We start from the raw sequence: 24351 nt of genomic DNA, 5'->3' as shown, positions 1-24351 counted from the left end.
TCTGTTGTGGTGAGAAACACGCAAAAGTGGTATAACAAATCTACTATTGCCATATCTTACCTGGAGCGCATATGGAAATCACCGAATCACGACGTTTGTATCAACAACTTGCCGCTGAGCTGAAGAGCCGTATTGAGCAAGGTGTTTACCTCGTGGGTGACAAACTTCCAGCTGAACGCTTTATTGCCGAAGAGAAAAGCGTCAGCCGCACCGTGGTTCGTGAAGCGATTATCATGCTTGAGGTGGAAGGCTTTGTTGAGGTCCGCAAAGGCTCCGGCATCCACGTTATCTCCAACCAGGCGCGCTATTCACAGGCCCCCGATGAGAATCTGGAATTTGCCAATTACGGCCCGTTTGAATTGCTTCAGGCGCGCCAGCTCATCGAAAGTAATATTGCAGAATTTGCTGCGACGCAGGTCACCAAGCAGGACATCATGAAACTGATGGAGATCCAGGATAACGCGCGCAAAGAAAAATGCTTCCGCGACTCCGAATGGGATCTCCAGTTCCACGTGCAGGTCGCCCTGGCGACACAGAACACCGCGCTGGCAGCCATTGTTGAAAAGATGTGGACTCAGCGCACGCATAACCCGTACTGGAAGAAACTGCACGACCATATCGATCTGCGCACGGTGGATAACTGGTGTGATGACCACGATCAAATCCTTAAGGCTTTGATTCGTAAAGACCCTCATGGTGCTAAAGTCGCCATGTGGCAACATCTGGAAAACACCAAACAGATGCTCTTCAACGAAACCAGCGACGATTTTGAGTTCAACGCTGACCGCTACTTATTTGCTGAAAACCCGGTGGTTCATCTCGACGCTGCGGCGAACGGCGTAAAATAGTCACTCTTATTTCAGGCGTACCGCTCCGATGCGCCTGGCGCTCTTTCAGGGTCAGTAAAAAGTATAGAGTGTCAGCCTGTGTAAATACCCTCGCCTCACCCCTCTTGCGCAAGCAAAATCATTTTCTGACAATGCGTAATTTCTCTGACGCAGAACAGCGGCATTTGTTACAATTAGACGCATTTTGTCTCTGCGTGAGTTAGTACTTGCTCACTACGTTAGTCACCAAAAGTCAGACAGCAGATGTGCCACGAGCGACCATAATGTACTGATTAATAATTTCGCCGTGCTGTTTACGGGTAACCGACGTGACGTAAACCGATGTACCAGGAATCTTGAATGGAACTTTTAAGCCAATTACTTCATGCCCTCTGGAGCCAGGACTTTGAGACCCTGGCTAACCCGTCCATGATAGGCATGCTCTATTTTGTTTTGTTTGTCATTTTGTTTCTGGAAAATGGCCTCCTTCCGGCAGCCTTTTTGCCCGGCGATAGCCTCCTGATTCTTGTCGGTGTGCTGATTTCTAAAGGTGCGATGGGCTTTCCGCAGACGGTAATTTTGCTTACTACCGCCGCGAGTCTGGGATGCTGGTTGAGCTATATACAGGGCAGATGGCTTGGCAATACGCGGATTGTACAAAACTGGCTTTCACACTTGCCGGCCCATTATCACCAGCGCGCACATCATCTTTTTCATAAACATGGCCTGTCAGCGCTGCTGATGGGACGTTTTATTGCTTTTGTTCGTACATTGCTACCAACTATTGCCGGGATCTCGGGTCTTAATAACGCGCGCTTCCAGTTTTTTAACTGGATGAGCGGGCTGTTATGGGTGCTGATACTGACAACACTGGGCTACCTGCTGGGGATTACGCCCGTGTTTCGTAAATATGAAGATCAGCTCATGTCCTGTCTGATGCTGCTTCCTGTCGCGCTACTGGTCATTGGGCTGATTGGCTCGCTCGTCGTGATGTGGAAGAAAAAATACGGTAACCGGGGTTAATATGGAATTGCATCGTCCCTTTGTGCGCGGGCTGATTATGGGCCTGTTTGCGGTGGCACTCTTTGGCATGCTGTTTTACGGCTGGGTTACGCTGCAAAACCGGGAATCCACACTGGCCATACGCCCGATAGCACAAAACGTCAGCGTGCCGGATGGCTTCTCTATCTGGCACCACCTGGACGCAAACGGCATTCATTTCAAAAGTATCACCCCACTGAATGACACCTTACTGATTAAGTTTGAGTCCAGCAGCCAGAGCGCTGCGGCAAAAGCAGTGCTCGACCGCACCTTACCCCAGGGTTACATCATTGCGTTGCAGGATGACGACAGTCAGGCCTCAGCCTGGCTGGTACGCCTGCGTGATACGACCCACCGATTCGGTTAATCTTCCAGGATTCTGAATCTTTTCACTCACTTTGGTGCTTTCGCCTTTTACTTACTATGCTTGAGTAAATGGAACCAGAGTTCGCGTAAAACAACGGAATGCTGGCGCTCCCGGTTATCGCCAGCCAACAATGGAAGGTTTCACGATGAAATATCGCATAGCACTGGCGTTAACCCTTTTGTCATTAAGCGCAGCTTCTCAGGCCGTTTCCCTCTGTCAGGAAAAGGAAAACGAGATCCAGCGCGAAATCAGCTACGCCGAAAAGCATAACAATCAGAGCCGTATTGACGGGCTGAACAAAGCGCTACACGAAGTACGTGACAACTGTTCTGACAGCCAGTTACGCGCCGACCATAAGCGTAAGATCACTGAGCAAAAAGAAGAGATTGCTGAGCGTCGCCAGGACTTAGCTGAGGCGAAAGAGAAAGGCGATGCGGACAAAATAAGTAAACGCGAGCACAAGCTGAAAGAGGCCGAGTCTGAACTTAAGGCGCTGGAGGCGCGTGACTACTGATTTAATGGAAGTTAACACTCACTCACCTGGAGAGAACGATGTCTAAAGATACCAATACAGACTATTTGCGCGCTGAGTTGAAATCCCTGGCGGATACCCTGGAAGAAGTGCTGAGCACCTCCGGGGATAAATCGAAAGAAGAGTTGAGTAAACTTCGCGGCAAAGCGGAAAAAGCCCTGCAGGAAAGCCGTTATCGTCTGGGTGAAACCAGCGACATTATCGCCCGCCAGACCCGTGAAGCCGCGGCTAAAACCGACGAATACGTTCGTGATAACCCGTGGACCAGCGTCGGGATCGGTGCAGCCGTTGGTGTCGTGTTAGGCGTGCTGCTGACGCGTCGTTGATTATGGCGGATCTACGACAAACACAAGGGCCTGCCAAAAGCGTTTTGGGCATCGGGCAGCGCATGGTTTCCATCGTTGTTGAAATGGTGGAAACGCGTCTCCGGCTTGCAGTGGTGGAGCTGGAAGAGGAGAAGGCTAACCTCTTTCAGTTGCTGCTGATGGTCGGGTTTACCATGCTGTTCGCCGCGTTTGGCCTGATGAGCCTGATGGTGCTTATCATCTGGGCTATCGATCCTCAATACCGCCTTAATGTGATGATCGGCACCACCGTGGTACTGCTGGTCGGTGCGCTTATTGGTAGTATCTGGACGTTACGCAAAGCCCGTCAGTCTACAATCCTGCGCCATACGCGCCAGGAGCTGGCAAACGATCGTTCGTTGCTGGAGGATGACAAGTCATGAGCACGAAAGCCGAGCGTTTAAAACGTAAAGCCCGGCTGCTCAGTGAAATTCAGCAGCAGCGGCTCGATTTAACCGCCTGTCGCCGCGACTGGCTTGATGCTACCGGTGCTTATGACCGCGGCTGGAATACTTTTCTTAGCCTGCGTTCCTGGGCGCTGGTAGGCAGTAGCCTGATGGCAGTATGGGGTGTACGGCATCCTAACCGCCTGATGCGCATTGCAAAGCGTGGACTTGGCGCCTGGAGCGTCTGGCGGCTGGTAAAATCTACGCTTGATCAACAACGTCGTTAACGCTGGTATCGCCTCTGCAACCTGCTTGCAGAGGTTTTCGCCCTCTTCTCACTCTTCCCCTGAACGCCGCGAAAGCCGAAACACGCTTTTTCGCTTCTTATGCCGTGATAACTCACTCAGAATCTTTGATGAAGTTCGACAGTTTTCCTTGCTAACAATCCCCCTCCGCCCCGTTTACTATCCTCTCCATTGACAGCATACATGCGGCTTTTGCCCATATATGCGCACTTTACAACGGCTGTGGCCACTAAGGTTCCCTGGAGAGAAAGATGAAAAAATTAGAAGATGTTGGTTTGTTAGTTGCTCGTATTTTAATGCCCATTCTGTTTATCAGCGCAGGCTGGGGCAAAATTTCTGGTTATGCCGGTACGCAGCAGTACATGGAAGCGATGGGCGTACCCGGATTTATGCTGCCACTGGTTATTCTGCTTGAGTTTGGCGGCGGTCTGGCCATCCTGTTTGGTTTCCTGACCCGTACCACAGCGCTGTTTACTGCGGGCTTCACGCTGCTGACCGCATTCATCTTCCACAGCAACTTTGCAGAAGGTATGAACTCACTGATGTTCATGAAAAACCTGAGCATCGCGGGCGGTTTCCTGCTGCTGGCCATCACCGGACCAGGCGCTTTCAGCATCGACCGCGTACTGAATAAAAAGTGGTAAGCGCTCTATACTGAAAAGAACAGATTAGAAAGCGAGGAGATCTCTCCTCGCTTTTGCCATTTAAAGGAGAAACAGAATGGGACAACTGATTGATGGGGTGTGGCACGACACCTGGTATGACACCAAATCGACGGGGGGACGCTTCCAGCGCTCGGTTTCGGCATTTCGCAACTGGCTGACGGCGGATGGCAGCGCCGGTCCTTCCGGTGAAAGTGGCTTCGCTGCGGAAAAAGACCGTTATCACCTCTATGTTTCTCTCGCCTGCCCCTGGGCACATCGCACGCTTATTATGCGTACCCTGAAAGGGCTCGAATCCTTCCTGCCCGTCTCGGTCGTCAATCCGTTGATGTTTGAGAATGGCTGGACCTTTGATGACAATTTCCGTGCGGCTACGGGAGATTCTCTTTATCAGCACGAATTTCTCTACCAGCTCTATCTGCATGCCGACCCCCACTACACGGGTCGGGTCACGGTCCCGGTGTTGTGGGACAAGCAGAACCACACGATTGTGAGTAACGAATCCGCTGAAATCATTCGTATGTTCAATACCGCCTTCGATGCCCTTGGTGCGCGCGCTGGCGATTATTATCCTGTGGCGCTGCGCCCGCAGATAGATGAGTTGAACAGCTGGATCTACGACAATGTTAACAATGGTGTCTACAAGGCTGGCTTTGCCACCAGTCAGCAGGCTTACGACGAAGCCGTTGAAAAGGTGTTTGAATCACTGGGTCGGCTGGAACAAATTCTGGGGCAGCACCGTTACCTGACGGGCGATCAACTGACCGAAGCCGATATTCGCCTGTGGACTACGCTTGTGCGTTTTGACCCGGTGTATGTGACCCACTTTAAATGCGATAAGCACCGCATCAGTGACTACCTTAATCTGTATGGCTATCTGCGCGATATTTATCAGATGCCGGGTATCGCTGAGACGGTCAATGTTGAGCACATCCGCAACCACTACTACCGCAGCCATAAAACCATCAACCCGACGGGCATTATTTCTGTAGGTCCGTGGCAGGATCTGAATGAACCCCACGGGCGCGATATGCGCTTTTCATAATCTCCCCATCAGGGCGCTAACCGGCGCCCGAAAAATCTCCCCGCACGCTATTTTTTGCCGTCCGTTTTGCTATTCGCTAAAAAAGAGAGAATACGGCTGGCGTATGTAGGTCAGCAGGAGGCTGGATAAAGAAAACCACTTCGGGCCCATGCCGGAAGCGGCTTTATAAAGGATGAGGTCGGGAGGTTATTTTCCGGAGAACAGTTTTGGAATTTCGCGCAGGCACCACGCCTTCGCTTCCCCCATACTGTCACGTCGCCAGGCCATGATAATGTCCACTTCGCTGGTGTATTCCGGACTGACCACGCGCAATCGCCCTTCAGCGATATCCTGTTCAACCAGCGGATAAGGCATGGTAGCAACACCCAGCCCTGCCAGCAGCGCCTGACGTTTATCTTCGATGGTGCTCACGGTGAGTCGCGGCTGTTTGTCCAGCAGCTGCACGGTCAGTACCGGGCGCTCACGGGCGGTATCCGCCACCGCCACGCCGCGGTATTTCACACGCGTCACCTCAGAGAGTGGTTCCGGCTCCTGGTGAATGGGATGATCCGGGGCCGCGACATAAACATTCAGCACCTTATAGAGCTTGCGGGAGTTTATCTCTGAGGAGGAGCGAAAATGCATATCGGGCGCAATAACAATATCGGCCCGCCCCTGCTCCAGCCGCTCCCAGGCACCTGCCAGCACTTCTGTAATGATTGAAAGTTGCGTGTTCGCTTTGTTAGCCAGCTTCTCAACCAGTGGGTAAATTTCATGCGTAGGCACCAGCGCTTCAGTCACCAGCGTCAGGTGAGTTTCCCATCCGCGCGCCAGGGCTTCAGCATCTGTTGTCAGTTTGTCGGCAGCTTCCAGCAGAACGCGACCACGCTCCAGCAGCATCCGCCCGACATTCGTAAATTTTGTTCGATGACCGGAGCGGTCAAACAGCACCACATCCAGCTCTTCTTCCAGTTTTTGCATGGTGTAACTGAGTGCTGAGGGTACACGCCCCAGTTCATCTGCCGCTGCCGCAAAGCTACCACGTCGGTCGATTGCATCCATCACGCGCAGCGCTTCGAGCGTAAGTGCCCTGTCTTTCGCCATTTTTTGTTCTCATTCAGGAAATTTGAACATACCGGGCAGAATATCTGGCTAACAATGAAGCGTCCATACCTTTACCATTGTTTTAGTGTAAAGAGAGGTCAAGAATTATGATTATTACCCGAACAGCCAAACAATGCGGTCAAGCCGACTTCGGCTGGCTACAGGCCCGCTACACCTTTTCCTTTGGACATTACTTTGACCCGAAACTTTTGGGCTACGCCTCCTTACGCGTTCTGAACCAGGAGGTGCTCGCACCTGGCGCATCGTTCCAGCCGCGAACCTACCCTAAAGTGGATATCCTTAATCTGATCCTCGAGGGCGAAGCGGAGTACCGTGACAGCGATGGCAACCATGTGCAGGTTAAAGCAGGCGAGGCGATCCTGATTGCGACTCAGCCTGGCATCAGCTATAGCGAGCATAACCTGAGTAAGGATAAGTCCCTGACCCGTATTCAGTTATGGCTTGATGCCTGTCCTGAACGTGAAAATTCCACGGTGCAAAAAGTCGCCGTGCATCCGGAGCCACGCCAGTTACTGGCCTCACCGGATGGCAGTGAAAACAGTCTGCAACTACGCCAGCAGGTGTGGGTACACCACATTGAGCTGCAAAAAGGTGAAACGCTGAGTTTTCAGTTACATGGCCCGCGCGCGTACCTGCAATCAATCCACGGCACCGTACATGCGGTAACGCCGTGTGAGGCAAAAGAAGCGCTGACCTGCGGAGACGGTGCATTTATTCGTGATGAAGCTAACGTTACGCTCGTCGCCGATACGCCGCTTCGCGCTTTGCTGATAGATTTACCGGTGTGAGCCGGTCAAAGGAGTAAATATGCACACATTAACCAGCACGCGTCATTCAACGCCCTCCGGGGCCCAGCGGGAAAAAACAAAAACAAGCAAACCCTTTAGCTTTGAAGAGATGTTGAGCGAACTGGAAGCCATCGTCGCTGACGCAAGCCTTAAGCTGGCAGAAGAAGAGAGGGCCTGAAAGGCCCCCTTTTTTATGCGCGCTTCGCGCCCTCCGATGATCGACCAGGCTGCGGAATTAAGAAACCTTCCTCGCCATGATTTCGATTATCTGCCGGTCAGTCTGCAGCATTGACTGGCAGGCCAGCGAGCACAAGTTAGCGATAGACTGCTCAACGTTGCTCGCCACTATCCCTTCGTTGCCGGTGACGGCGGAGTCATCCAGCGCCATCAGCACCGCTTTCCAGGCAGAAGAGGCGCTGGTAGAGACTTTCATTGCGCAACTGTTGGATGCGCCGTCACATATCATTCCGCTGATATCGCCAATCATGCTGCTTATTGCCATAGAGAGGGTGTTGTACCCGCCGCCCATTAGCCATGCCATACCTGCCGCAGCGCCCATGGCTGCCGTTGTTGCCGCGCAAAGCGCGGACAAACGTGGCAACTGATGATGAATATAAATAGCGCACAAATGCGACAGCATCAACGCACGCGCCAGCCGCTCCTCATCCGCGCCAACATGTTCCGCCACTACCATTACCGGCATTGTTGCGACAATACCCTGATTGCCGGACCCCGAATTACTCATCGCAGGAAGCGTTGCCCCACCCATACGGGCATCCGAGGCGGCGCTGGTTCGGATGAGAATGGCAGTGAGCAAATCGTCAGACAACAGGCCGCTGGTGCATTTCTTTTGCAGCGTTGCGCCAATATGCAGCCCCCACTGGCCGCTTAACCCTTCCTCTGAGAGCGCCCCGTTGAGCCTTGCCGCCTCAAGAATAAAGCGGATCGAATCGAACGACACCGCATTGATGAAAGCCAGAATCTCCTCCAGCGAGGTCTGCGACAACACACTGAGCGGCGAAGGCCGGGTCGTTTGCTGGCTACAATTATCGCGGGTAAAAACTACAGCTTTGTTGGTTTCGATCCGCACAACGTTGGTGTGATCGCCAACGATCGTCACGCAGGCCCAACTGCTGGTGCTGTAAACTTTGGCCCGAGAGAAAAGGATATCGTCACAGGGCTCCTGCAATTTGACGGTCACCCGTCCTGCTTTGAGCATCGCTTTCGCTTTCGCAATCTGCTGCTCAGTAGCACTTTTCAGCACCTCCAGTCCGGCTTTGCCATCACCGCCGATGGCACCGAGCGCCGCCGCGACAGGCAAGCCGACCATTCCGGTGCCGGGCACCGTCACGCCCATACCATTTTTCATTAAGTTTGGCGAAACCCAGGCATCAATGCGCTCAATTTCCCCTTCAATTTCCGACGCCGCCACGGCAGCCGCCAGCGCCAGAGAAATGGGCTCCGTACATCCCAGCGCAGGTTTTACTTCCTCTTTGACTGCCAGGATAAAACGCTGCCACAACGGATTCATTGTCGATTCGACCATAACAATAACCTTACTCTCAGGGGATTAAGCGAATGCCAGGAATGGCGAGACGCAAAGCAGCAAACCAGTGAAGATAATCAGATACAGAGAAGCGCCTTTGTATTTATGCAGTGCCGGAACTTTATAGACCAGCCAGGCCGGGATCAGGCATCCCACCATGCCAAAAATGGGGCTACAAATAGAAGTGAAGCTCAGGACAGGTGCATTCAGAACGATAGCGCTCCAGGCCAGCAGGATGGCGAACACCATGATGCCGCGCTGTACCGTTTTTTCTTTAATTTTCTCGACGGGCATATTGCGACGCAGAATATTCATCACAATCCCTTGGGTGGCTTCGCGAAAACCTAAATAGACACCGAAGAATGCCGTCATGACGGCGAAAATATTAAGGATTACGCTGACAACTTTTACCCATCCGGCGCCTGCTCCGCTAATAAACTGCGCGGCAATTGCCAGCGCGGAAATATTCTGCTCGTAGGCTTTTACAGCTTCGTCGTGGCCCATCGCCAGAGTAAATGAAACGGCATAGAAGAAGACGGTGACAAACAGAATGCCAAACGCAACATTCATCGCCCGCAGGGCTTTATGACGAGCAACCTCAATAGATTTCTCACGTGAACGGTAAGAAATCACCATTGGGCTTAGGGTCTGAATAAAGAGGATCGAGGTCAGTGTAAAGGGTAGCGTAATAATGGCATTTTTAATTAGCAGCGCGACTGGTGGCAGCGACCCAATGTTATAGAGATGCCACATACCAATCATTGATAACCCTAATGCCGCAACAACCAGGAGTTTGGTTAATACCATTCCGGTCGAAATTTTAAAAAGTAGTTTTTCGCCGCGTGAGGAGATGGCAACCAGAATGCAGATCAGCACCAGCCCATAGAAGGGGCTATCTGAGAGCAGGCCTTCCGTGACACCGAAGGTTTGCAGATAGGAGGCGCTGTCGTTGGTAATAGCAGTGGAATAGACAAACATCCAGATTACCAGCATGACAAAATAGAGTGCGCCTAACAGAACACCCCAGTTTTTACCCAGATACCCACTAATCACGCTCGGGTAATCTTTACACTCCGGAGATTCCGCCAGGGTATTTATAAATAAACGTTGAAAAAGATACATTGCCGGATAGCCAATAACCGAGGAGAGTAAAAATACCCATAACCCCATTAATCCAACCTGTACCGGAAGAAAAACGATCCCTGCACCAATGGCCATGCCGATACTCATAATAACCCAACCAGTATCAGTGCTGTCGAATTTAATTGCTTCCCGCCATTCACTTTCAGTCATTCCCGCCCGATAAACTGAAGTTGATGCGTTGATAGTTCCATTATTAATTATTGCTTTATCCATAATATTTTCGCTCAAAGTAAAAATAAAAATTTTTATTATTTGTTTCCGCAACAAGGCGATATGCGGCACGAAAAAAATGCAGGCGAGTTATTGGAATGAATAAATCATACGCGCAGGGAAAGAGAAAAACTTCACAATAACGATGCCATACAACGGCAGAATTAATAAAAATTTTCTACAAAATAGAATTTTTAGACCCTTTCATTCTATTTTTGAGCGAGATCACAACGAAAGAACACTCTATTTTCTGTCCCCTGAAAAAGGTGTTACCTATCGATACTCTTCCTGGTGCCACCGTTACTTTAATCCGTGGCGCATCGCTTACGCTTACCTGTAGCGGTCGCCCTCTTCCAGGCTCTCCTCAAAACCATACGGGTTTCGCCGGGACAGTGCGCGCTTTATGGGTTATCCAGCAACGATGTGCCGTAGGAGTTATCGACCGTACATAACCAGCGGCCATCGGCTTCAGCGCGAAAGACATAGGTCGCCCGCCGGGTTGTGTCGACCATGCCGCCTTTCCCGTCCGGGTAACGCAGCAGCGTCTCCATAATGACGAGCGCGTTGCCTGCCCCCTCAATCACCTGCATCTCACCTTGTTCCACCACCAGCGTTCCCTGGAAGTAATCCGCGATGGCGATAAATGCTTTACGGATGTTCTCTTTGCCACGGGCAATCATGCCGGGCCGGATGACCAGAGCAGCATCTTCTGCGTAATAGGTCAGCAGCGTGTCGTAGTCTTTCGCTGAAATCGCCTTATCGCAGGCGTCGATGATTTGCCGTAAAGGGTGCGAGCTCATAGCGGATTCCCGTTTATTACCTGGTGAGGTCAGTAGAACATGGTTGCGAGGAGATGTAACGCCGTGTTGCGCTGAGCTACCGGAAATGGGGAGGATGCGTGCTATGTTCCCCCTCACCCCAGCCTTCTCCCCAAGGGGGCGAATGGGCCCCAGTAATGTCACGTTTACAGCGATAAAACTGCTCAATGAGAATAAAACAGTTACCGCGATGAGAGGGTCCGGCTGAAAATCGACGACGCGTATCCGTAGGGCCGGGGCGACGCGCAGGGATGCGCGGCGAGGGCGGCTTTACAGGGAGGTTTCCTCCGCCCGTCCCCGATAAGCCTGAAGGATTAAGCATCGTGGACCGCGAAGCGGCGATTTTCCTGGCCGGGAGCCCGGGTCGCCAGGGGGGTGGCGGTGAACCACCCTGGCACGTTCACGGGTTCTGGAGCTACAGAGAAGTAAGGAATATAAGGTGAACGGAATGACCATCAGAGCCGCATGTTCCCCTCACCCCAGCCCTCTCCCCAGGGGGGCGAATGGGCCTTCGGGCAACGTTTTCCCCGGACACAAAAGCAAAAAAACCCACCGAAGCGGGTTTTTGCCTGAATAGAGTCGAAACTGACCGATAAGCCGCTTTCTTTTCGTAAAAAACGTCGTTGGACAGCCATTCAACTTTTCAGACGATACAAAAGCAAAAACCCGCCGAAGCGGGTTTTGACCTGAAAAGTTCGAAGCTGACCGATAAGCCGGGTTCTGTCGTGGACAGTCATTCATCTAGGCCAGCAATCGCTCACTGGCTCAAGCAGCCTACCCGGGTTCAGTACGGGCCGTACCTTGTGAACCCCTATTTGGCCTTGCTCCGGGTGGAGTTTACCGTGCCACGGACTGTTACCAGCCGCGCGGTGCGCTCTTACCGCACCCTTTCACCCTTACCTGATCCCACTTGCGTGGGCCATCGGCGGTTTGCTCTCTGTTGCACTGGTCGTGGGTTTCCCCCCCAGGCGTTACCTGGCACCCTGCCCTATGGAGCCCGGACTTTCCTCCCCTCCGCCCGTCTCCCCCGAAGGAGGACGACGACGAAGCGGCGACTGTCTGGTCAGCTTCGGCGCGCAGTATAGAAGGTTTACGCCCTGATGTCACCCCTCAGTCAGCATGCCCACCCGCAAAGTGGCGGCAATATTGCGTGAGGCGCGATAGATGTTATCAAAGGCTCCGCGAAACGCCTCTTCCAGTGTACCGATGCTGGTCAGTACGCTGAACACCGCATCGATACCATACTGGTGAACAACGCCGACATCACGCGTCAGGCTACCGGCAATACCAATCACCGGCTTGTGGTATTTTTTCGCCACATTGGCTACCCCCACCGGCACTTTGCCGTGGATGCTCTGGCTGTCGATACGACCCTCGCCGGTCACCACCAGGGTGCAGTCATGGATATGCTCTTCCAGATTCAGCGCCTGGGTGACAATTTCGATGCCGCTACGCAACTCTGCGCCAAGGAATGCCATTAAGGCCGCCCCCATACCGCCCGCCGCGCCGGAGCCAGGTACATTTTTCACATCGACATTCAGCGACTTTTTGATGACCTCAGCGTAGTGGCTAAGGTTGCGATCCAGTTCGACGATCAGCGCTTCCGTCGCCCCTTTTTGTGGCCCGAAAATACGCGATGCGCCCTGCTCACCGGTGAGCGGGTTGGTTACATCACATGCCACCCGAATAGTGCAGCTACTCAGGCGCGGATCCAGACCGGCGATATCAATGGAGTTCAGGCTCATCAGGCTGCCACCGCCATTACCGATCTCGGTGCCGTTTGCATCACATAGTCTGGCGCCCAGCGCCTGCACCATGCCCGCTCCACCGTCATTCGTGGCGCTGCCGCCAATGCCAATAATGATATTTTTTGCCCCCTGTTCCAGCGCATGCAGAATAAGTTCCCCGGTGCCGCGCGAAGTGGTAATTAAGGGGTTACGTAACTCAGGAGGCACGAGTGCCAGTCCGCTCGCCGCAGCCATTTCAATGAAGGCAGTTTTTCCGTCACCGGAAATGCCCCAGTTGGCGTTAACGGTTTCACCTAATGGACCGGTGACACTCGCGGTTTGCAATGTACCTTTTGTGGCGGCAATCATGGCCTCAACCGTTCCTTCACCGCCGTCCGCGACCGGAACTGAAACGTATTGAGCATCCGGGAAAATTTCCCGAAATCCTTTTTCTATCGCCTGGGCTACTTCGGTAGCAGAAAGGCTTTCTTTATAAGAGTCTGGGGCGATTACGATTTTCATAGTTGATTAGCCTGACATTGCCGCGCAAGGCATACACCCCCCTCTTGTGGCGATACACATCTGTTACCTGCCATGAGGGTGGCGTATAAGAAATCCAGGGCGCGGTGCCGCGCCCGTCTTGTTAGCGAGAGATCTCTACTTTCGCCAGTTTTTCGTAGTAGCACGCGATAGCGCTATGGTCGTCGTTGCCATGACCATCAGCACGCAGCGCCTGCATCATTTCCATCACCGCAGCAGTCAGCGGCAGCTGAGCGCCCACACCATGCGAGGTATCCAGCGCATTGGAGAGATCTTTAATGTGCAGATCGATACGGAAGCCCGGTTTGAAATTGCGGTTCAGTACCATCGGTGCTTTTGCTTCCAGCACGGTGCTGCCTGCCAGACCACCACGGATGGCTTCAAACACCAGCTCCGGGTTAACGCCCGCTTTGGTGGCCAGTGAGAGCGCTTCAGACATGGCAGCAATGTTCAGCGCAACGATGACCTGGTTTGCCAGTTTGGTGACGTTACCCGCACCGATATCACCGGTATGAACCACAGAACCCGCCATCGCTTTCAGCAGATCGTAGTATTTGTCGAACAGCGCTTTGTCACCGCCAACCATCACGGACAGGGTGCCGTCGATAGCTTTCGGTTCGCCGCCACTTACCGGGGCATCCAGCATGTCGATGCCTTTTGCTTTCAGGCCTTCGCTGATTTCACGGCTGGCCAGTGGCGCAATGGAACTCATGTCGATAAGAACAGTGCCAGGTTTAGCCCCTTCCACGATGCCACCCTCACCCAGCGCCACCTCTTTCACGTGGGGGGAGTTTGGCAGCATGGTGATGATCACATCACACTGTTCTGCAATGGCCTTCGCGCTGGTTGCAGATTGCGCGCCAGCGGCAACCAGTTCGGCAACCACGTCGCTGTTGCGGTCAGAGACCACCAGTGAGTAACCTGCTTTAATGAGGTTTTTACTCATTGGTTTACCCATGATACCCAGGCCAATGAAACCAACTTTCATCGTCATAATTGCGTCTCTCTCTTTATTCAATGGTGGTGTGATTATTTTTTAAAGGTATCAGCCAGTCGCTGCGTGCCAGCGCGGAACACGCCCAGATCGCTGCCAACGGCAACAACGGTCGCGCCCCATTCCAGATAACGGCGCGCATCAGCTTCGACAGGGGCCAGGATACCGCTCGGTTTGCCATGTGCTTTTGCACGGGCAAAAATGTGTTGAATGGTGCGCTGGACTTCCGGGTGCGCAGCATTACCGATGTAACCCAGGGTGGCGGCAAGATCGCTCGGACCAACGAATACACCGTCAACGCCCTCGGTTTCGAGGATGGCGTCGAGGTTATCCACGCCCTGCTGACTTTCGATCTGCACGATGATGGTGATGTTCTTGTTCGACTGTGCAAAGTAATCCGGCACGGTACCGAACATGTTGGCCCGGTGAGATACAGACACACCGCGAATACCTTCTGGCGGATAGCGGGTAGCAGACACCGCGCTTGCCGCTTCTTCAGCCGTTTCCACGAACGGCACGAGGAAATTATAAAAACCGATATCCAGCAGACGTTTGAATACAATCGGATCGTTGGTCGGAATACGCACGACCGGCGCGCTTGTACTGCCTTTCAGCGCCATCAACTGCGGTACAAAAGAGAGCACGTCGTTAGGGGCGTGTTCACCGTCCAGAAGCAGCCAGTCAAACCCTGCCAGCCCAAGAACTTCGGTACTGATGTGACTGCCCAGCGCCGACCAACAACCGATCTGAACCTGATTAGCCGCCAGTGCAGCCTTAAATTTGTTCGGGAAAATATCGTTACTCATCTTTTGCACCTTAAAAATTTGTCGTTGCTTACTTTTTCAATTCCATACGTTTGATGTCGCCGACCACGAACAGGTAGCACACCATCATCATCAGGGCCGAACAGCCGACAAAGACCAACGCACCGTTGAAAGAATGCAACTCTTTGACCATGTATCCAATTGCTAACGGAGTAACAATGGACGCCACATTACCGAACACGTTAAACACGCCGCCGCACAGACCGACTATTTCTTTCGGTGCGACATCGGAGATAACAGGCCAGCCCAACGCGCCAAAGCCTTTTCCGAAGAATGCCAGCGCCATCAGCGCGATGACCAGCACGGTGTTATCAGTGTAATTACACAGAATGATGCTGGAAGCCAGCAGCATCCCCAGCACAATCGGCAGCTTACGAGCAACGGTCAAAGAGTGACCGCGCTTGATAAGGTAGTCAGAGAAGAGGCCGCCTAACACACCGCCACCAAAGCCGCAGAGCGCTGGGATGGAGGCAACGAATCCCACTTTCAGAATCGACATCCCTTTCTCCTGCACCAGGTAGATAGGGAACCATGTCAGGAAGAACCAGGTAATGGTGTTCAGGAAGTACTGACCAAAGAACACGCCAAGCATCATGCGGTTAGACAAAAGCTGCTTGATGTAATCCAGTTTCGGGCCTTTCTGGCCGCCGTCGGTTTTCTTGTGATCCATATCGACGACTGCGCCATTGGCTGAAATGTAATCCAGCTCCTCACGGCTCATGCGAGGATGGTCAGTAGGGTTATGCATGTACTTAACCCAGATGGCGGTCAGTACGAAGCCCATTGCACCCATTACGGTAAACACATGTTCCCAGCCCCAGGCAAAGGTCAGATAACCCAGCAGTGGAGAGAACAGCGCCAGAGAGAAGTACTGCGCAGAGTTAAAAATGGCGGATGCCGTTCCACGCTCTTTCGCCGGGAACCAGGCCGCCACAATACGGGCGTTTGCCGGGAAGGAAGGCGCTTCAGAGAAGCCCAGCATAAAACGCATCAGGAACATGGAGATACCAGCCCACGCAATCGGGAAGACATCAACAAAGCCCTGCAGGAAGGTAAAGAGAGACCAGAAAAAGAGGCTATAGGTATACACTCTTTTAGAGCCAAAACGGTCAAGCAGCCAGCCGCCTGGAATCTGCATCAGCAGATAGGCCCAGCCAAACGCAGAAAAGATATACCCCATGGAGACTGAGTCCAGCTGCAACTCCTTCGCCACATCCGTTCCTGCAATAGAAAGTGTTGCACGATCCGCGTAGTTAATTGCTGTTACGATAAATATAATCAGCAATATTAAATAGCGGGTTGGAATACTCCGTTTCACTTCAATGTTATTTTGTACAGACATAGGAACACCTCAGGCACTTCTTAATTTAGAAATTTAATTATTTTAATGTGTGAGTTACCTGACTTATTAATAAGCGTTCGCAGCGAATTATCAGGTAAGGGCATATTCAAATTTATTACTGCTCAGTATAATCATCGTCCAACGCCCGTGCATTGGGTTGTTGCTCAATTTTGACAGGAGAGAACAAGATTATTTTGAGCATATGCACATACGCCTGGGCGCTGATGCACAGATCTTACTATTACCCCCCAGACGGGACGGGCAATCGCAAAAATAAGTGATTTAGATCACATTTTAATATTTGAACTCCTGACATTCTTATTTCATCGAACGAGGTTTTAATTTCTGAAAATTACAGAGTCGTTTCTACTTTATTTCTTTTGAGTAATGCATCGTACAGTTAGCTGGAGATTATCTGACAATGGCCGACATTGAAATTAGACAGCAGTCGCCTACGGCGTTTTATATTAAAGTACATGAGACCGACAACGTCGCGATCATCGTTAATGACAATGGTTTGAAAGCGGGAACACGTTTCCCGGACGGGTTAGAGTTAATTGAACACATCCCGCAAGGCCATAAAGTTGCGCTGGTAGATATTCCACATCACGGTGAGATCATTCGTTACGGTGAAGTCATCGGCTATGCGGTACGTGATATTGCGCGTGGTAGCTGGATCGACGAATCCACAGTTGAGCTGCCCAAAGCACCACCACTGAATACGTTACCTTTAGCGACTAAAGTGCCAGAAGCACTGCCGCCACTGGAAGGCTATACCTTTGAAGGCTACCGCAACGCGGACGGCAGCGTCGGTACTAAAAACCTCCTCGGCATCACCACCAGCGTGCATTGCGTAGCTGGCGTGGTTGACTATGTGGTGAAAATCATCGAACGCGACCTGCTGCCTAAATACCCGAACGTCGATGGCGTGGTCGGTCTGAACCATCTTTACGGATGTGGTGTGGCCATTAACGCTCCGGCAGCCGTGGTGCCAATCCGTACCATTCATAACATTTCGCTGAACCCGAACTTCGGTGGCGAAGTGATGGTTATCGGTCTTGGCTGTGAAAAACTGCAACCGGAGCGCCTGTTGCAGGGCACCGATGATGTGCAGGCTATTCCGGTGGACAGCGCAAGTATTGTGCGTCTGCAGGACGAACATCACGTGGGCTTTCGCTCTATGGTGGATGACATTCTGCAAGTGGCTGAACGTCACCTGGCGAAACTCAATCAGCGTAAGCGCGAAACCTGCCCGGCGTCTGAGCTGGTCGTAGGCACCCAATGTGGGGGGAGCGATGCGTTCTCCGGCGTGACCGCCAACCCGGCAGTCGGTTTTGCCTCAGACTTGTTTGTGCGCTGCGGTGCGACCGTGATGTTCTCTGAAGTGACCGAAGTGCGCGATGCTATCCATCTGCTGACGCCACGTGCGGAAACGGAAGAAGTCGGTAAACGCCTGCTCGAAGAGATGGCCTGGTACGACAACTACCTGGACATGGGTAAAACTGACCGTAGCGCCAACCCTTCTCCGGGGAACAAAAAAGGCGGTCTGGCTAACGTGGTGGAAAAAGCGCTGGGCTCTATCGCCAAATCCGGCAAAAGCGCCATTGTTGAAGTGCTCTCGCCGGGCCAACGCCCGACCAAACGAGGCTTAATTTATGCAGCAACCCCGGCGAGTGACTTCGTCTGTGGTACGCAGCAGGTGGCTTCCGGTATCACCGTTCAGGTCTTCACGACCGGTCGCGGTACACCGTATGGCCTGATGGCGGTGCCGGTCATCAAGATGGCGACCCGTACTGAACTGGCCAACCGCTGGTTTGACCTGATGGACATTAACGCGGGCACAATCGCAACAGGCGAAGAGTCCATCGAGGATGTGGGCTGGAAACTGTTCCACTTCATCCTGGATGTGGCGAGTGGCCGTAAGAAAACTTTCTCGGATCAATGGGGTCTGCACAACCAGCTGGCGGTGTTCAACCCTGCTCCGGTGACCTGATTCATCATTATAAAAATCTCATCGTATTTTTAGCATGGCTCCGGCCATGCTTTTTTTATGGCTGAATCAGCGTTGCAAACAGGCATGGCTGACGAGATACAGATACCTTACTCGCCCTGCTGCTCCAGGGCGTACTTATAGAGCGCGTTTTTCTTCACACCGTGAATTTCCGCCGCCAGCGCCGCCGCCTTTTTCAAAGGCAACTCGGCCTGCAGCAACGCCAGGGTGCGCAGGGCATCGGCAGGCAGTGCTTCTTCTTGCGCTTTATGCCCTTCGACAATCAGCACCATCTCGCCTTTACGACGGTTCTCATCCTCTTTGACCCACGCCAGCAGTTCGCCAACCGGGGCACCGTAAATGGATTCCCAGGTTTTGGTCAGCTCACGGGCCAGAACGACGTAACGCCCTTCCCCCAGCACCGTCACGATATCTTCCAGGCTTTCCAGCAGGCGGTGGGTGGACTCATAAAAAATCAGGGTACGTGGTTCAGTTTCAATGGCTTTCAAGGCATCCCGACGGCCTTTGGATTTAGCGGGCAAGAAGCCTTCGTAGCAGAAACGGTCAGACGGCAAACCGGCAGCACTGAGCGCAGCAATGGCGGCGCAGGGGCCTGGTAGCGGCACAACACGGATGCCCGCTTCGCGGCAGGTGCGCACAAGGTGATAACCAGGGTCATTAATCAGCGGCGTGCCCGCGTCAGAGACCAGGGCAATGTTCTGCCCCTCTTGCAGCTTTGCCAGCAGCGTATCGGCTTTTTGTTGCTCATTATGATCATGCAGCGCGAACAGGCGTGCGTTGATGGCAAAATGCTGGAGCAATAATCCGGTATGGCGGGTATCTTCAGCGGCAATCAGATCGACATCCTGCAATACGGTAAGCGCACGCTGGGTGATGTCCCCCAGATTGCCAATGGGCGTGGGGACAATATAGAGCTGGCCCTGAGAATTGTCCGCTGATTCGTGTTGTTTCATTGTTCTATCCGTATTGCCGATTTAATATTGAGCATTGCGTAAAAAATATCACTGGATACAGAATGCTACCGTCAACATTTCTACGTTCAAAAGCCTTGCGCTGCCTGCCTGTCGTGCTGGCCGCTCTGCTGTTCGCAGGCTGCGGCACCCAAACTCACGACCAGAGCGATGCGCATATGCAGGGCAGCGCGCAAGCCGATTCGGGTTACTACCTGCACCAGATGCAGCAAAGCGCAGATGATAGCAAGACCAACTGGCAATTACTCGCCATTCGTGCACTCATTAAAGAAGGCAAAACTCAGCACGCAAGCGAACTGTTTGCCCAGCTACCGCAGGATCTGGACGATGCTCAACGCCATGAACAATCACTTCTGGCCGCCGAGCTTAAGCTGTCTCAGAAAGATGTTAAGGGCGCACAGGCGCTGCTGGCAAATCTCGATCCCACCAGTCTTGATAACAATCAGCAGGCGCGTTACTGGCAAATTGGCATTACTGCCTCTCAGGGCAGACCCTCTTTAACACTCTTTCGTGCGTTGATTGCCCGGCAACCGCTGCTCACCACCCCGGCGGAAAAACAGAAGAACATCGATGCCACCTGGCAGGCGCTCTCGTCCATGACGTCAGATGACGCGAGGAAACTGGTCATTAACGCTGACGAGAACGTACTGCAAGGCTGGCTGGATCTGCAGCGCGTCTGGTTCGATAACCGTAACGATCCCACTATGCTGAAAGCTGGCATTGCTGACTGGCAGCAACGTTATCCGCATAACCCTGGCGCGCAGATGCTGCCGAGCCAGCTGGCTAACGTGCAAAATTTCCGTCCCGCATCAGTAAATCAAATCGCTTTGCTGTTGCCGTTGAATGGTCAGGCTGCCGTTTTTGGGCGCGCGATTCAGCAGGGTTTTGAGGCCGCGAAAAATGGCGCAACGTCCGTTTCTGGCCCAGCCGTTCCCGTTCAGTCTGCCCAGGCTGCTAATGTGAACGCCACCACCGATGTGGTAAGCCCGGCACAAACCAACGTTAACGATCTCACAAGCCCGCAAACGCAAGAGCCCGTGACCGCACCACAGTCGCAGCAAGCGGAACAAAACGCTCAGCCTGTTCAGAGTGCACCGGCTGAGCCAGCGAATACCGCCCCGGCCCCTCAACCGGCAGCCACGCCGGCCGTTGCGACAACACCTGCTACTACCTCATCGTCGCTGAAAATCTACGACACCAGCAGTCAGCCGCTCAATCAGATCCTTAATCAGGTTCAGCAGGACGGCGCCAGCATGGTGGTTGGTCCGTTGCTGAAAAACCATGTCGAAGAGCTGATGCGCAGCCAGACAAGCCTCAACGTACTGGCACTCAACCAACCTGAAAAGGTCGAGAACAGAGCGAACATCTGTTACTACGCCCTTTCCCCGGAAGATGAAGCGCGTGATGCCGCACGTCATATGCACGATCAGGGCCGTCAGTCACCGCTGCTGCTGGTGCCCCGCAGCAGCCTGGGAGACCGTGTTGCCACGGCCTTTGCGCAGGAGTGGCAGAAACTGGGTGGCGGTATCGTTCTGCAACAGAAACTGGGGTCCCAGGCTGAGCTGAGAATGGGGATCAACGGCGGCTCGGGTATTGCCATGACCGGCAGCCCGGTTACAGCAAGCCTCCCGCAACAACAGGGCGTGACCGTAGGCGGCCTGACTATCCCGGCTCCGCCAACGGATGCGCAAATCACCGGCGGCGGCAAAGTCGATGGGGTTTATATTGTTGCAACCAGGGATGAAATGGCGCTGATTAAACCGATGATTGCCATGCGTACCGGCAGCCAGAGCGGTATTATTCTCTACGCCAGCTCTCGCAGCGCACAGGGTGGAGCGGGCCCGGACTTCCGTCTTGAGATGGAGGGCTTACAGTTTAGCGAGATCCCGATGCTGGCAGGTAGCAACCCGGCGCTGATGCAACAGGCGCTGAGCCAGGTGAATAACGATTATTCGCTGGCGCGTCTCTATGCAATGGGTGCCGACGCCTGGACGCTGGCAAACCATTTCTCCCAAATGCGTCAGGTGCCGGGCTTCGAAATTAACGGCAACACCGGCGATCTTACCGCTACTCAGGAATGCGTGATTAACAGGAAGTTATCATGGCTCAAATACCAGCAGGGGCAAATCGTCCCGGCCAGTTGACCTCTAAACAGACCGGCGACGCGTGGGAAGTTCGCGCGCGTGGCTGGCTGGAGCGCAAGGGATTGCGTTTTATCGCCGCCAATGTGCGCGAGCGCGGCGGCGAGATTGACCTGATTATGCAGGACAGCATAACCACGGTGTTCGTGGAAGTACGTTATCGTAAATCAGCGCGGTTTGGCGGTGCGGCAGGCAGCGTAACCCCGGCTAAACAGCGTAAGTTACTGCATACGGCTCAATGGTGGCTCGCCCGGCATAATGGGAGTTTTGACACTGTGGATTGCCGGTTTGATGTGGTAGCCTTCACCGGAAATGACGTTGAGTGGATACAGAATGCCTTTACTGACCGCTCATAATGACTGAAAGATAGGGAACACTGTGCTCGATAGAATTAAGGTCTGCTTTACCGAAAGCATTCAAACACAAATTGCAGCCGCAGAAGCCCTGCCAGACGCAATTTCCCGTGCCGCCATGACCATGGTCCACTCCCTTCTTAACGGCAACAAAATCCTCTGTTGTGGCAACGGCACCTCCGCCGCCAACGCACAGCATTTTGCTGCCAGCATGATTAATCGTTTTGAAACAGAACGCCCAAGTTTACCTGCTATTGCACTTAATACCGATAACGTGGTCTTAACGGCAATAGCGAACGATCGCCTGCATGACGAGATTTATGCCAAGCAGGTTCGGGCGTTAGGCCATGCCGGTGATATTCTCCTGGCCATTTCTACGCGGGGCAACAGTCGCGATATTGTTAAAGCCGTTGAAGCGGCGGTAACACGCGATATGACGATTGTTGCGCTCACGGGTTATGACGGGGGTGAGCTGGCCGGGCTGTTGGGGCCTCAGGATGTTGAAATTCGTATTCCTTCTCACCGCAGCGCCCGCATCCAGGAGATGCATATGCTAACGGTGAACTGTTTATGCGATTTGATTGATAACACGCTTTTTCCTCACCAGGACGATTAAGGAGTACACATGAAGGCTTTTACGCCCCTCGCAGTCCTTATTTCCGCGCTGCTCTTACAAGGTTGTGTTGGTGCCGTGGTTGTTGGTTCGGCAGCAGTGGGCACCAAAGCGGCGACCGATCCGCGCACCGTGGGCACTCAGGTTGATGATGGCACGCTGGAGCTGCGCGTTAACAGCGCACTGTCTAAAGATGAACAAATCAAGAAGCAAGCGCGTGTCAACGTAACGGCTTATCAGGGCAAAGTCCTGCTGGTGGGACAAGCACCGACAACGGATCTTGCCTCCCGCGCCAAACAGATTGCCGTGGGTGTGGAAGGGGCAACGGAAGTGTTTAACGAGATCCGCCAGGGTCAGCCTATTGGCATGGGAACCGCAGCCAGCGATACGTGGATTACGTCAAAAGTCCGCACCCAGTTGCTGAGCAGCGACGAAGTCAAATCCTCCAACGTCAAAGTGACCACCGAAAACGGCGAAGTCTTCCTTCTGGGTCTGGTCACCGATCGTGAAGGTAAAGCAGCCGCTGACATTGCCAGCCGCGTGAGCGGTGTGAAGCACGTCACCACCGCCTTTACGTTTATCAAATAATGGTCTTTCGCCCGGCAGCGTTCTGCTTACCGGGCTTTTACGCTTCACAAAAGCAGTAAACTTCCTGTTATCGCCCCGCCCAGTGCCACCAGACAGCCGGTCAGCCACAGCGCTTTTGCCGGGAAAGCTTTACGCAGCATGATAAGCGAAGGCAGGCTCACGGCAGGCAGCGTCATCAGCAAAGCCATACCCGGCGCAGCGCCCATACCCGCCAGCATCATGGTCTGTACGATCGGGATTTCCGCCGCCGTTGGAATGACAAACAGGCAGCCGACAATAGCCATCGCAATCACCCACAACAACGTGTTGTCGATAGCGCCATCGGCATGAGGAAAAAGCCAGACCCGCGCCGCGCCCAACACCAGCACCGCGATGATATAAGCAGGAATGGTATTCCAGAATAAGGTCCACAGTGCCCTGCCCCAGCGAGCGAAGAAATGGCCCTGCGGCTCAGGCAGCGTAATCTCTACCGGGGTGTTTTGCTGCATACTGTCTTTCACCAGGTGCTGCACCAGCGTCGCTACGCCCACCACAATAACCAGCCCGGCAATCAGGCGCAGGGCAACGAAGTGCCATCCCAGCACAAATCCCATAAACACCATCGTCGCCGGGTTAAGTAAGGGATTCCCCATCCAGAAGGCCAGGGCACCGCCCATCGACACCTGCTGACGACGCATCCCGGCGGCAACCGGTGCCGCGCAGCAGGAGCACATCATGCCGGGAAGCGAGAAAAGCGTGCCGAATAATGTGCCGCTCAGTCGCTGTTGACCCAGGGTTCGCAGCAACCAGTTTCTGGGGATCAACACCTGAATCAACGAGCCGAGCAGCACACCCAGCACGGCGGCTTTCCAGACGGCAAGGAAATAGACCAGCGCGTAGTCGAGTGCCGCCTGGAAGGGATGCGCATCCGCCCCGGCGAGAATAGATTTACCAATACTGTGGGTTTGTGCGGCGGTAAAGGCTTTGCCGTAATAAGGCTGCCATTTCACGTACCAAAGGCCGACGATGACAACAAGAAAAAAGAGGGCAGGCTTCCACCATTGCACGGAGGTTGCCGCCCGGGATGAAGACTGACCAGTCATACCATTCTCCGGGGATTAATGCGGAATCAATTACCCGGCGAATAGTA

The 24351-nt window shown here is 53.3% G+C and carries 26 protein-coding genes and 1 other RNA gene; 16 read left to right on the top strand and 11 right to left on the bottom strand.

Translation table 11 applies throughout. From position 1 onward, the window contains the following. Window positions 1–71 precede the first annotated feature (71 nt). The 9 genes from exuR (at window position 72) to KXR87_RS08200 (ending at window position 5509) form a co-directional block, all read left to right on the top strand. Complete coding sequence (exuR, locus tag KXR87_RS08240) at window positions 72–848, top strand: transcriptional regulator ExuR (RefSeq protein ID WP_437431777.1); 777 nt, start codon at window positions 72–74, stop codon at window positions 846–848. A gap of 339 nt (window positions 849–1187) precedes the next feature. Further along, window positions 1188–1850 (top strand): DedA family general envelope maintenance protein YqjA, encoded by a 663-nt coding sequence (yqjA, locus tag KXR87_RS08235; protein WP_437431776.1) that lies wholly within the window; start codon window positions 1188–1190, stop codon window positions 1848–1850. Window position 1851: 1 nt separating this feature from the next. Further along, window positions 1852–2235 carry an EnvZ/OmpR regulon moderator MzrA gene (gene mzrA / locus KXR87_RS08230; protein WP_437431775.1) on the top strand — a complete coding sequence of 128 codons (384 nt, stop codon included), beginning with the start codon at window positions 1852–1854 and terminating at the stop codon, window positions 2233–2235. 145 nt (window positions 2236–2380) lie between these two features. Further along, window positions 2381–2749, top strand: coding sequence for a DUF1090 domain-containing protein (locus tag KXR87_RS08225; RefSeq protein ID WP_437431774.1), 369 nt, complete (start codon window positions 2381–2383; stop codon window positions 2747–2749). A 38-nt stretch (window positions 2750–2787) separates the two neighbouring features. After that, window positions 2788–3093: a DUF883 family protein gene (locus KXR87_RS08220; RefSeq protein ID WP_437431773.1), complete on the top strand. Its 306-nt coding sequence runs from the start codon at window positions 2788–2790 to the stop codon at window positions 3091–3093. Window positions 3094–3095: 2 nt separating this feature from the next. Beyond that, on the top strand, window positions 3096–3494 hold the full coding sequence (locus KXR87_RS08215) for a phage holin family protein (protein WP_437431772.1): 399 nt from the start codon (window positions 3096–3098) through the stop codon (window positions 3492–3494). After that, a complete protein-coding gene (locus KXR87_RS08210; protein ID WP_437431771.1) occupies window positions 3491–3784 on the top strand; it encodes a YqjK-like family protein in 294 nt (97 codons plus the stop codon). The genes KXR87_RS08215 and KXR87_RS08210 overlap by 4 nt, the downstream gene beginning before the upstream one ends. A 269-nt stretch (window positions 3785–4053) precedes the next feature. Continuing rightward, window positions 4054–4446 (top strand): DoxX family protein, encoded by a 393-nt coding sequence (locus KXR87_RS08205; RefSeq protein WP_437431770.1) that lies wholly within the window; start codon window positions 4054–4056, stop codon window positions 4444–4446. Window positions 4447–4522: 76 nt separating this feature from the next. Next, window positions 4523–5509, top strand: coding sequence for a glutathione S-transferase family protein (locus KXR87_RS08200; RefSeq protein ID WP_437431769.1), 987 nt, complete (start codon window positions 4523–4525; stop codon window positions 5507–5509). A 186-nt stretch (window positions 5510–5695) separates the two neighbouring features. Here the strand turns inward: KXR87_RS08200 and KXR87_RS08195 are convergent, their stop codons facing one another. Then, a complete protein-coding gene (locus KXR87_RS08195) occupies window positions 5696–6592 on the bottom strand; it encodes a LysR family transcriptional regulator (RefSeq protein ID WP_437431768.1) in 897 nt (298 codons plus the stop codon). 107 nt (window positions 6593–6699) lie between these two features. Between KXR87_RS08195 and KXR87_RS08190 the strand changes: the two genes are divergently transcribed. Next, the gene (locus KXR87_RS08190; RefSeq protein WP_437431767.1) at window positions 6700–7401 is read left to right on the top strand and encodes a pirin family protein; all 702 of its coding nucleotides are present in this window, start codon (window positions 6700–6702) and stop codon (window positions 7399–7401) included. Between the two features lie 19 nt (window positions 7402–7420). Next, window positions 7421–7579, top strand: coding sequence for a hypothetical protein (locus tag KXR87_RS08185; RefSeq protein WP_437431766.1), 159 nt, complete (start codon window positions 7421–7423; stop codon window positions 7577–7579). A gap of 57 nt (window positions 7580–7636) precedes the next feature. On the opposite strand, the gene KXR87_RS08180 is transcribed toward KXR87_RS08185, so the two are convergent. The 8 genes from KXR87_RS08180 to KXR87_RS08145 all read right to left on the bottom strand — a co-directional run bounded on the left by KXR87_RS08180 (window position 7637) and on the right by KXR87_RS08145 (window position 16545). Further along, window positions 7637–8947 carry a serine dehydratase subunit alpha family protein gene (locus KXR87_RS08180; protein WP_437431765.1) on the bottom strand — a complete coding sequence of 437 codons (1311 nt, stop codon included), beginning with the start codon at window positions 8945–8947 and terminating at the stop codon, window positions 7637–7639. Window positions 8948–8971: 24 nt separating this feature from the next. After that, window positions 8972–10303: a hypothetical protein gene (locus KXR87_RS08175; RefSeq protein ID WP_437431764.1), complete on the bottom strand. Its 1332-nt coding sequence runs from the start codon at window positions 10301–10303 to the stop codon at window positions 8972–8974. A 398-nt stretch (window positions 10304–10701) separates the two neighbouring features. Beyond that, window positions 10702–11100, bottom strand: coding sequence for a YybH family protein (locus KXR87_RS08170; protein ID WP_437431763.1), 399 nt, complete (start codon window positions 11098–11100; stop codon window positions 10702–10704). Between the two features lie 711 nt (window positions 11101–11811). Next, window positions 11812–12189: RNase P RNA component class A (gene rnpB, locus KXR87_RS08165), an RNA gene on the bottom strand. Between the two features lie 32 nt (window positions 12190–12221). Beyond that, complete coding sequence (gene garK, locus KXR87_RS08160) at window positions 12222–13367, bottom strand: glycerate 2-kinase (RefSeq protein WP_437431762.1); 1146 nt, start codon at window positions 13365–13367, stop codon at window positions 12222–12224. 121 nt (window positions 13368–13488) lie between these two features. After that, window positions 13489–14379: a 2-hydroxy-3-oxopropionate reductase gene (garR, locus tag KXR87_RS08155; RefSeq protein ID WP_437431761.1), complete on the bottom strand. Its 891-nt coding sequence runs from the start codon at window positions 14377–14379 to the stop codon at window positions 13489–13491. Between the two features lie 35 nt (window positions 14380–14414). Next, the gene (gene garL, locus KXR87_RS08150; RefSeq protein WP_437431760.1) at window positions 14415–15185 is read right to left on the bottom strand and encodes a 2-dehydro-3-deoxyglucarate aldolase; all 771 of its coding nucleotides are present in this window, start codon (window positions 15183–15185) and stop codon (window positions 14415–14417) included. 28 nt (window positions 15186–15213) lie between these two features. Next, entirely contained in the window at window positions 15214–16545 is a 1332-nt protein-coding gene (locus KXR87_RS08145) for an MFS transporter (protein WP_437431759.1), read from the bottom strand. 421 nt (window positions 16546–16966) lie between these two features. Between KXR87_RS08145 and garD the strand changes: the two genes are divergently transcribed. Next, complete coding sequence (gene garD, locus KXR87_RS08140; protein ID WP_437431758.1) at window positions 16967–18538, top strand: galactarate dehydratase; 1572 nt, start codon at window positions 16967–16969, stop codon at window positions 18536–18538. Between the two features lie 107 nt (window positions 18539–18645). On the opposite strand, the gene rsmI is transcribed toward garD, so the two are convergent. Continuing rightward, window positions 18646–19509, bottom strand: a complete 864-nt coding sequence (rsmI, locus tag KXR87_RS08135) for a 16S rRNA (cytidine(1402)-2'-O)-methyltransferase (protein ID WP_437431757.1) — start codon at window positions 19507–19509, stop codon at window positions 18646–18648. 62 nt (window positions 19510–19571) lie between these two features. On the opposite strand from rsmI, the gene KXR87_RS08130 reads away from it, so the two are divergent. From KXR87_RS08130 to dolP, 4 genes are read left to right on the top strand one after another with little or no spacing between them, the layout of a single operon-like run. Further along, window positions 19572–21671 carry a penicillin-binding protein activator gene (locus KXR87_RS08130; RefSeq protein WP_437431756.1) on the top strand — a complete coding sequence of 700 codons (2100 nt, stop codon included), beginning with the start codon at window positions 19572–19574 and terminating at the stop codon, window positions 21669–21671. Further along, window positions 21629–22024 (top strand): YraN family protein, encoded by a 396-nt coding sequence (locus KXR87_RS08125; protein WP_437431755.1) that lies wholly within the window; start codon window positions 21629–21631, stop codon window positions 22022–22024. The genes KXR87_RS08130 and KXR87_RS08125 overlap by 43 nt, the downstream gene beginning before the upstream one ends. A 22-nt stretch (window positions 22025–22046) precedes the next feature. Beyond that, window positions 22047–22637: a DnaA initiator-associating protein DiaA gene (diaA, locus tag KXR87_RS08120; RefSeq protein ID WP_437431754.1), complete on the top strand. Its 591-nt coding sequence runs from the start codon at window positions 22047–22049 to the stop codon at window positions 22635–22637. Window positions 22638–22646: 9 nt separating this feature from the next. Next, window positions 22647–23222, top strand: coding sequence for a division/outer membrane stress-associated lipid-binding lipoprotein (dolP, locus tag KXR87_RS08115; RefSeq protein ID WP_437431753.1), 576 nt, complete (start codon window positions 22647–22649; stop codon window positions 23220–23222). A gap of 44 nt (window positions 23223–23266) precedes the next feature. On the opposite strand, the gene KXR87_RS08110 is transcribed toward dolP, so the two are convergent. Continuing rightward, entirely contained in the window at window positions 23267–24304 is a 1038-nt protein-coding gene (locus KXR87_RS08110; RefSeq protein WP_437431752.1) for a permease, read from the bottom strand. Window positions 24305–24351: the final 47 nt, after the last annotated feature.

Source organism: Yokenella regensburgei (assembly GCF_051486985.1).
Lineage (GTDB): Bacteria > Pseudomonadota > Gammaproteobacteria > Enterobacterales > Enterobacteriaceae > CBFFRJ01.
Note: the sequence above shows the minus strand (reverse complement) of the source record. Positions and strands in the feature narration are given on the sequence as shown.